Consider the following 8,708-nt stretch of genomic DNA (forward strand, 5'->3'; position numbering starts at 1 on the left):
ATGCAGTATAAAAAGGAAGAAGATTTAAACTATATTGATGTTATGTATGAAATTTCTTTGCAATGTGTCCAGTTAAAAGAATTTGAGGAAGCGCGAGGATGGATTGAAAAGGGAATTTCCGCTGCTAGAAAAGATGATAGATATAAAAGTTTATTGTATTTATTATTGATTCTTCAGTATAAATATTTTGAGAAAACAGAAGTTTATAAGAAGTTTTTAGAGACAGAAGCGTTACCTTTTTTTAAAGCTGAAAAGAATATTAAAGATTTAAAGAAGGTGTATTTAGAACTTGCTGAATACTTCGAAGGGTTGTTGGAATTTCAAGAAAGTAATCGATATTATAAATTAGCAATTATGCTGTTAGAAGAAGAGGGAGGAATTATAGTATGAAAAAGATAATCTTAGGAACATTTGTGATTATGACGATGTTAGCGGTAGTATTCGACGTGCAGTATGCTTGGAAACCAGATAATTATGGTCAAGAAGTTAATTCGTCTCAATCAGTAAACTTATAATAACATTGAGAAAGGCCCTTTCCAAACAGAAAGGGCCTTTCTCAATAGTTGTTCCCCAAAATTCTACAAAACTTGAGAAATAAATTATTTGAATTTTCAATATATTAATATTAGAAACTTAATGCTAATATAAAACTACTCTTTTTCAAAAAAAATTTTTATTAGGGGGAAGGTTATATGAAAAAGAAGAGTTTAGCATTGGTGTTAGCGGCAGGGATGGCAGTTACAACATTTGGAGGGGCAAGCTCTGCATTCGCAGATTCAAAGAATGTGCTCTCTACAAAAAAGTACAATGAAGCAGTACAGTCACCTGAGTTTATTTCGGGTGATTTAACTGGGGCAACTGGAAAGAAAGCAGAATCGGTTGTGTTTGATTATTTAAATACGGCGAAGCAAGAGTATAAGTTAGGGGAAAAGAGTGCTGAGGATTCCTTTAAAGTGAAACAAGTGAAAAAGGATGCTGTAACTGATTCAACAGTGGTGCGTATGCAACAAGTATACGAAGGGACACCTGTATGGGGATCTACTCAACTAGCACATGTGAGTAAAGATGGTTCATTAAAAGTATTATCTGGAACGGTTGCACCAGATTTAGACAAGAAAGAAAAACTAAAAAATAAGAATAAGATTGAAGGCAAAAAAGCGATTGAAATTGCACAACAAGATTTAGGTTTCACACCGAAGTATGAGGTAGAACCAACAGCGGACTTATATGTGTACCAAAATGGTGAGGATACAACATATGCATATGTTGTAAAATTGAACTTCCTAGATCCAAAACCAGGAAACTATTATTATTTCATTGAGGCAGATAGCGGTAAAGTATTAAATAAATACAATACAATTGATCATGTAACAGGTGAGGATAAATCACCAATTAAGCAAGATGCTGTAAGGCAAGATGCGAAGGCGGTTGTTAAACCTGTAACGGGAACAAATAAAGTTGGGACAGGTACAGGTGTATTAGGGGATGCGAAATCGATTAATACTACATTATCTGGCTCCACTTATTACTTACAAGATAATACACGTGGAGCACAAATCTTCACATATGATGCGAAAAATAGATCCACACTACCTGGAACGTTGTGGGCTGATACAGATAATATTTTCAATGCAAAATATGATGCAGCTGCAGTAGATGCTCATTATTATGCAGGTGTAACATATGATTACTATAAAAATACATTTAATCGCAATTCTATTAATGATGCAGGGGCTCCGTTAAAATCAACGGTCCACTACGGAAGCAATTACAATAATGCTTTCTGGAACGGTTCACAAATGGTATATGGAGATGGTGATGGAGTTACATTTACTTCATTATCTGGCGGAGTTGATGTAATTGGACATGAATTAACGCATGCTGTTACAGAAAATAGTTCAAATTTAATTTATCAAAATGAGTCAGGTGCGTTAAATGAAGCGGTTTCTGATATTTTTGGTACATTAGTAGAATACTATGATAATCGTAATCCAGATTGGGAAATCGGAGAAGACATTTATACGCCAGGTAAAGCAGGGGATGCACTTCGTTCCATGAGTGATCCAACAAAGTATGGTGATCCAGATCATTATTCTAAGCGTTACACTGGTTCTAGCGATAACGGTGGTGTTCATACGAATAGCGGAATTATTAATAAAGCGGCTTATTTACTAGCAAATGGTGGTACACATTCTGGTGTAACTGTGAATGGTGTTGGTAACGATAAGTTAGGAGCAATCTATTATCGTGCAAATACACAATATTTCACTCAATCTACTACATTTAGTCAAGCTCGCGCTGGTTTAGTCCAAGCGGCAGCTGATTTATATGGTGCAAATTCTGCAGAAGTTACAGCGGTGAAGCAATCCTATGATGCAGTTGGGGTGAAATAAATAAAAAAGGAGCAATTTGCTCCTTTTTTATTTTTTCTTCTGCTTTTTCCATATATACAATAATCCAATACAACCGGCAATTGCTATAATCCACTTTACTTCACTTGTTCCGTTCATGACATAATATGCCGAATATACTTCGATGAGTAGTGCTGGTATTTTACCAATTGTACTTGCAATGCTGAAAGAGAATAATGACATTTTTCCTAAAGCTGCAAATAAGGTAACAATGCTTGATGGAATGAATGGAACAAGTCGAAATGATAGAACGAGCAAAAATGCTTCTTTGCCTTGTACATAAAGAAGACGCTCTGCTTTTGGATAATGGTTCATTTTGTTATGGGTAAATTTTTGAAGCCCTAGTCGATAGAAATAAAATGAAACAATTGCGCCTAATGCCTCACCTGTGATCGAGATAATTGTTCCGTCTGTTAATCCGAAAAGCTGTATGTTAATTGCGGTTAAAAATATGCTTGGGATAACCCCAAGTAAGCTAATAATGATATTGAATAGAATACTGAGTGGAATTGCAATTGTGTAATGCTCTGTAAGTAAATCTCGAATTATTTCTTGCATGTAGTTCTATCCTTTATCTTTTTTAGCATTACACCACATTTAGAGAATATAGGCAAGTATGGATTTTTATAAAAATTTAATCGTAAAAACTTGTAATTAAATACCCCTTACGGGTATAATGTATACATGAGAGGGGGTATATTGGTGGGGCATTGTTCAAATCACGAAAAGATGGTTCCAAGAACGGATGAAGAAATTGAGAAAGTTGTAAAACGTTTAAGAAGAATTGAAGGTCAAGTTCGGGGTATTCAAAAGATGGTTGAAGACAATCGCTATTGTGTAGATGTACTTATTCAAGTTTCTGCGGTGCAAGCAGCGTTAAATAAAGTTGGTTTTTCATTGTTAGAGCGTCACACAAATCATTGTGTAGCTAAAGCGATTCAAGAAGGTAATGGAGATGCATCTATCCAAGAGTTAATGAAAGTCATCAAACAGTTCTCGAAATAGAGAGGAGATGGACTGTATGAGTAAAACAAAACAAATAACAGTTGGTATTGATGGAATGACATGTTCCGCTTGTTCTGCGCGGATTGAGAAGGTGTTAAATAAACTAGATGGTGTAAAAGCAAATGTGAATTTAGCGATGGAACAAGCAACTGTTCAATACGATGAAGATGAGCAAACTGTAGAGGCGATTACAAATCGTATTGAGAAATTAGGATATGAAGTTCGAACGAAAAAAATAAATTTAGATATTGAAGGAATGACATGTGCTGCGTGTTCAAATCGTATTGAGAAAGTGATTCGTAAAATGGAAGGGATCGAAAATATTACTGTTAATCTAGCGATGAACACTGCAACAATCGTATATAAAGATGGTCTTATTACAATAGAAACTATTTTAGAAAAAATAACGAAATTAGGATATAAAGGTAAGCTTCAAGAAGAATCGAGGTCTAATAAAAAAGAAGAGCAATTAAAAGGGAAACGAAAGCAGCTGTTTCTTTCTATTCTGTTATCATTACCACTTCTTTATACAATGATGTCACATATGCCCTTTGAAATTGGGCTACCGATGCCACACTTTTTAATGAACCCGTGGGTACAATTAGTATTTGCAACACCAGTACAATTTTATATAGGTTCTCAATTTTATGCTGGGGCATATCGCTCGTTACGAAATAAGAGTGCGAATATGGATGTACTTGTTGTACTTGGTACATCAGCGGCATATTTTTATAGCCTATATGAAGGATTGAAAACATTACAGAATCCATCGTACTCACCGCAGCTTTATTTTGAAACAAGTGCAGTACTTATTACGTTAATTCTAGTCGGAAAATATTTTGAATCAGTTGCGAAAGGAAGAACAACAGAAGCGATTTCAAAATTATTAAATTTGCAAGCAAAAGAAGCATTGGTTATCCGTAATGGAAATGAAATGTTAATTCCAATTGAAAGTGTTGTCATTGGCGATACAATTGTTGTAAAACCGGGCGGAAAAATACCCGTAGATGGTATAGTGTTATCAGGTACATCCTCGGTTGATGAAGCAATGATTACAGGTGAATCTATTCCTGTGGAAAAGCAATCTGGAGATGCTGTAATAGGCGCAACCATTAATAAGAACGGTACGTTAACAATGCGTGCTGAAAAAATTGGGAAAGATACAGCACTTGCAAATATTATTAAAATTGTCGAAGAAGCTCAAGGATCTAAAGCGCCAATTCAGCGCATGGCAGATACAATTTCTGGTATATTTGTTCCGGTAGTGGTAGGTGTTGCGGTAATTGCTTTTTTCATTTGGTATTTCGCGATTACACAACAAAATTTACCGCAATCACTTGAAGTTGCGATAGCAGTATTAGTAATTGCTTGTCCTTGTGCACTTGGTTTAGCAACACCAACATCTATTATGGTTGGTACTGGAAAAGGAGCAGAAAAAGGTATTCTCTTTAAAGGTGGAGAGTATTTAGAAGCAACACATAAAGTTAATGCGGTTTTACTAGATAAAACAGGAACTGTTACAAAGGGAAAACCGGAAGTGACGAATGTTATGAGTTTGCAGGATGATATGCTAACATTTGTTACGTCAGCAGAAAATGTTTCAGAACATCCATTGGCATCTGCGATTGTAGAATATGGAAAGCAAAAAGGAATTACTTTATTATCTGTAGAAGATTTTCGGGCAGTACCTGGACATGGGATAGAAGCTCTTATAGAAGGTAAGTCAGTTATTATTGGAACACGAAAATTAATGAGCAAACACAGTATTCATATAGCGGAGTATGAAGAAGTGATGAGCAAGCAGGAAGCTGATGGAGAAACAGTTATGCTTGTAGCGATTGCAGATCAATTTGCAGGAATGATTTCTGTGGCGGATACGATAAAAGAAAGTTCAAAAGAAGCCATTCATGCGATGAAATCTGCTGGAATTGATGTCTATATGGTAACAGGTGATAATAATCGAACTGCGGAAGCAATTGCAAAGCAGGTAGGTATTGAACATGTTTATGCAGAAGTATTACCGGAGCAAAAGGCGAATATTGTGGAACAATTACAGCAGCAAGGTAAGTGCGTAGCGATGGTTGGGGATGGAATCAACGATGCACCAGCATTAGCAAAAGCGGATATTGGAATGGCAATTGGAACAGGAGCAGATGTAGCAATTGAAGCAGCTGATGTTACATTAGTTGGAGGCGACTTAGGACACATTCCACAAGCGATTGATTTAAGTAAAAAAACAATGAAAAATATTCGTCAAAATTTATTCTGGGCTTTATTCTATAACGCAATTGGTATACCGATTGCAGCAAGTGGCTTATTAGAGCCTTGGGTAGCCGGAGCAGCGATGGCATTTAGTTCTGTTTCCGTTGTAACAAATGCTCTTCGGCTGAAGCGTGTTAAAATATAAATTGAGGATAGGTTTTTAGGGTAATGCAACCTATTATAAGTTGTACTACTAATAATAAATAAAGGCTTTACCCCGCATTAACGGGCAGTAATACTCCCACCTCAGCCGCTTCCGCTTTTCTAAAGAAGTAAGGCGGGAGATAAACTGCCCGTAAAAGCCCGATTGGTTCAGCTAATAATCAGTGGGGGATAAAGCCCCCCACTGATTAAAGTTTCACTTTATAATTGAGGAGGAATTCAAAATGACTGTAACATTAAATGTACAAGGTATGACATGTAATCATTGTAAAATGGCTGTGACAAATGCATTGCAAGAACTAGCTGGTGTAAACAGCGTAGCAGTTGAATTACAGGCAGGTACAGTAGAAGTTGAATACGATGAAGCAAAAGTAAATGTAGAACAGTTAAAGGATGCAATTGAAGAGCAAGGGTATGATATTGTATAAGTGAAATTTTTATATAAAGAACGTGTGGGATTTTGTAATTCTACACGTTTTTTTATGGGAAATTGACTTTTGCTGAAGTTATGATAATAATCATGAAAGAGGTGATATGATGAAACGATTAGGTAGTATTTTCCTTAGTGCGTTACTTGCAATGATCCTTATTTTAAGTGGTTGTGCGGGAAAAGAACAGAAAAAAGCGGATTTAAAAGAGAGCAACTCAGCATCAGTAGAAAAAATTAGTGACAATATTTTAGATGAAATGGAAGGTCCACCGAAAAACGGTCATACGATAGAAAGGCATGTTGGAAAGACAGAAGAACAGTTAAAGGAAAGATTACGTACAGATAACGTATCAGCTGCAAGTACATATTACGATAAAGAAACAGCAACAAAAGCTGTAAAAGATAGTTTAAAGCAACACGAGCAGGAAATTGAGAAGTGGTTAAAGAATTCCAAAGAAAATCGTCTTGTGTTAAATACAAAACATTCATTTCCTGTTGGGAAAGCAGTATTAAAGAAAAATATGAGTGTACAAGACAAGCTTGTGAATACAGTTACTGTTTTAGCAAGGGATAAATCAGGATCATTAGGATTTAAGATTATTACTTCCTATCCGTCAGATAAGTAGAATTTGAATCAGTAGGGTATTGTTGCCTGCGAGTAGCGGGATAAATAAGAAAGGAGGAGTAGCATGTATCCAACACTACAATATTTCTTTAAAGCATATTGTACGTTAAGTGTGCATGAAGAAGAAATAGTAGATGTAATGACAGAGTTTTTAGAACAAGAGGAACGAGAAGCCATTGGGAAGTTAAAGCATGAATTATCACATATGCAGGAGAAGGAAGCATGGGAAAAAGGGTGTGTATTAGCTGCTAAGCATGGAAAGCGCATATGGTCTTTAGAAGAAACGAAAGATCATATGGAGAAATTTATACAATTATTGCAAAATAAAAAGGCGTGAATCATCCCGCCTTTTTATATACACTTTTTGAAATTTGACCATTTGAAATGACTTCACCGTCTTTTGTTACTTTCTTATATGTGACAGCAGTGATGTTATTCCCGGTGTCACTAATTACCTTGGATGAAACTTCCACATCTTTTCCAGTTGGTGTGCCGAAAATACGGGTAGTGATGCTACTACCATTAGAAACTGCTTGAATGTAAATGTATTTGCCAGTATTATTTTTGAATTTTAAATCAGGACCATAATCTGCTACAGCAGCATCTTGCCCAAGTGGTAAATAATGAACGGGCATAGAGTGATTACTCCGAGCGACAACTCCTAAATCAGCACGTAACGCAGCCCCATATAGCGTACTACTCACTTGACAAACACCGCCACCAGCGCTTTGTACAACTTTTCCCTGTAAGTATACAGCGGCGGATTTATAACCATGTGCTGCATCTGTAATACCAACTCGTTCATTGAAACTAAATGTTTCATTAGGTGCTACAAGTGCTCCGCTTAAAGTAGTAGCAGCTTTATTTACATTAAAGGATTGACTTCCGTTTCGCCCAGCCATAGGAGTGGAATACTCAGCGATAACTTGTGTAATACCCATATTTTGCACGTCCTCTGTAGAGCGTTCGGGCTTTATTGAGGCAATCGGGAGCGTAATATCTTGTGTACCAGCAGTAATTGCTTGCTTAGTTAAGTCCGCTAATTTTTCTTTATCAATTTTTTCACCATTTTGACTTTGACTAATGTTTACAGTTGTTCCTGAGACACTTAATTCAGCATTAACAGGCTTTTTTAAGGTTTCATTATATTTGTCTTTTATAAAAGCTTCATAAGCAGCTGTATTTAACTGCGGTTTCAATTTATAGTCGCGTTTTAGTTCGCCACTTTCAGCTTGCTTTCGCATTTTATAGCGATCCATAATATTGCCATTTTGTTCTTTAAAAATGTTTTCAACAATATCTTTTTCTTTATATTCTACACCTAGGTCTTTCCATGTATAGGTTTGTGTATCGTCTTGGAATATGTAGTTGAGAGAGTTTTTGTTTAGCTCATCTACTTTTTGTTGAATAATTTCTTGAACTTCTTTTTTGCTCTTTCCATCAAGAGAAATACCTTCAAATGCAGTATGTGGTAGTACAGTCGTATCTAGTTGTGTATTTAATTTCGATACGTATTGATAACCACTAATTCCACCTGCACAAAGCAATAGGCCACCAGCAACGGCAGAACCGATAAGTAACGTGCGTAGTTTCATTTCATGCCCCCCGAAATTAATGTATAAATTTATATGTATTCTGTTTTTCATATAATAATGATGCAAATAGTATTAGGTATGTACTAGTATACTATTATTTTTGCTTAAAGTGTAATAAATATATAAAGATTGTTACATTTTTGTAACAATTGTCACTTTTTGTCGTTATTTGCGAAGGGAAATAAGGGGAGGTGGGATGAAAATTATAACAAAAAGGC

At 35.9% G+C, this 8,708-nt stretch carries 9 protein-coding genes and 1 pseudogene; 8 read left to right on the forward strand and 2 right to left on the reverse strand.

The window, feature by feature from the left end:
• The 3 genes and pseudogenes from V7183_RS10175 to V7183_RS10185 all read left to right on the forward strand — a co-directional run.
• Positions 1–390 (forward strand): annotated as a pseudogene (locus tag V7183_RS10175) (transcriptional regulator); the annotation flags it as partial.
• Positions 387–515, forward strand: a complete 129-nt coding sequence (locus V7183_RS10180; RefSeq protein WP_141523107.1) for an NprX family peptide pheromone — start codon at positions 387–389, stop codon at positions 513–515. The pseudogene V7183_RS10175 and the gene V7183_RS10180, both read left to right, overlap by 4 nt.
• Before the next feature lie 177 nt (positions 516–692).
• Entirely contained in the window at positions 693–2,393 is a 1,701-nt protein-coding gene (locus tag V7183_RS10185; protein WP_335359402.1) for a M4 family metallopeptidase, read from the forward strand.
• A gap of 27 nt (positions 2,394–2,420) precedes the next feature.
• Here the strand turns inward: V7183_RS10185 and V7183_RS10190 are convergent, their stop codons facing one another.
• Entirely contained in the window at positions 2,421–2,969 is a 549-nt protein-coding gene (locus tag V7183_RS10190; protein ID WP_335359403.1) for a TVP38/TMEM64 family protein, read from the reverse strand.
• A 144-nt stretch (positions 2,970–3,113) separates the two neighbouring features.
• On the opposite strand from V7183_RS10190, the gene V7183_RS10195 reads away from it, so the two are divergent.
• The 5 genes from V7183_RS10195 (at position 3,114) to V7183_RS10215 (ending at position 7,232) form a co-directional block, all read left to right on the forward strand.
• Positions 3,114–3,416, forward strand: coding sequence for a metal-sensing transcriptional repressor (locus V7183_RS10195; RefSeq protein WP_335359404.1), 303 nt, complete (start codon positions 3,114–3,116; stop codon positions 3,414–3,416).
• A 16-nt stretch (positions 3,417–3,432) separates the two neighbouring features.
• The gene (locus V7183_RS10200; RefSeq protein ID WP_335359405.1) at positions 3,433–5,823 is read left to right on the forward strand and encodes a heavy metal translocating P-type ATPase; all 2,391 of its coding nucleotides are present in this window, start codon (positions 3,433–3,435) and stop codon (positions 5,821–5,823) included.
• Between the two features lie 241 nt (positions 5,824–6,064).
• The gene (gene copZ / locus V7183_RS10205) at positions 6,065–6,268 is read left to right on the forward strand and encodes a copper chaperone CopZ (protein ID WP_335359406.1); all 204 of its coding nucleotides are present in this window, start codon (positions 6,065–6,067) and stop codon (positions 6,266–6,268) included.
• A gap of 109 nt (positions 6,269–6,377) precedes the next feature.
• Positions 6,378–6,896 carry an RNase A-like domain-containing lipoprotein gene (locus V7183_RS10210; RefSeq protein WP_335359407.1) on the forward strand — a complete coding sequence of 173 codons (519 nt, stop codon included), beginning with the start codon at positions 6,378–6,380 and terminating at the stop codon, positions 6,894–6,896.
• Between the two features lie 63 nt (positions 6,897–6,959).
• Entirely contained in the window at positions 6,960–7,232 is a 273-nt protein-coding gene (locus V7183_RS10215; protein ID WP_335359408.1) for a hypothetical protein, read from the forward strand.
• A 1-nt stretch (position 7,233) separates the two neighbouring features.
• On the opposite strand, the gene V7183_RS10220 is transcribed toward V7183_RS10215, so the two are convergent.
• Positions 7,234–8,490 carry a VanW family protein gene (locus V7183_RS10220; protein WP_335359409.1) on the reverse strand — a complete coding sequence of 419 codons (1,257 nt, stop codon included), beginning with the start codon at positions 8,488–8,490 and terminating at the stop codon, positions 7,234–7,236.
• Positions 8,491–8,708: the final 218 nt, after the last annotated feature.

The organism is Bacillus sp. JJ1127, assembly GCF_036965845.1.
Classification (GTDB): Bacteria; Bacillota; Bacilli; order Bacillales; family Bacillaceae_G; genus Bacillus_A.

Coding starts and splice junctions, on each gene's coding strand:
- V7183_RS10180 (WP_141523107.1), top strand. CDS start 387: ATGAAAAAGATAATCTTAGGAACATTTGTGATTATGACGATGTTAGCG.
- V7183_RS10185 (WP_335359402.1), top strand. CDS start 693: ATGAAAAAGAAGAGTTTAGCATTGGTGTTAGCGGCAGGGATGGCAGTT.
- V7183_RS10190 (WP_335359403.1), bottom strand. CDS start 2,969: ATGCAAGAAATAATTCGAGATTTACTTACAGAGCATTACACAATTGCA.
- V7183_RS10200 (WP_335359405.1), top strand. CDS start 3,433: ATGAGTAAAACAAAACAAATAACAGTTGGTATTGATGGAATGACATGT.
- copZ (WP_335359406.1), top strand. CDS start 6,065: ATGACTGTAACATTAAATGTACAAGGTATGACATGTAATCATTGTAAA.
- V7183_RS10210 (WP_335359407.1), top strand. CDS start 6,378: ATGAAACGATTAGGTAGTATTTTCCTTAGTGCGTTACTTGCAATGATC.
- V7183_RS10215 (WP_335359408.1), top strand. CDS start 6,960: ATGTATCCAACACTACAATATTTCTTTAAAGCATATTGTACGTTAAGT.
- V7183_RS10220 (WP_335359409.1), bottom strand. CDS start 8,490: ATGAAACTACGCACGTTACTTATCGGTTCTGCCGTTGCTGGTGGCCTA.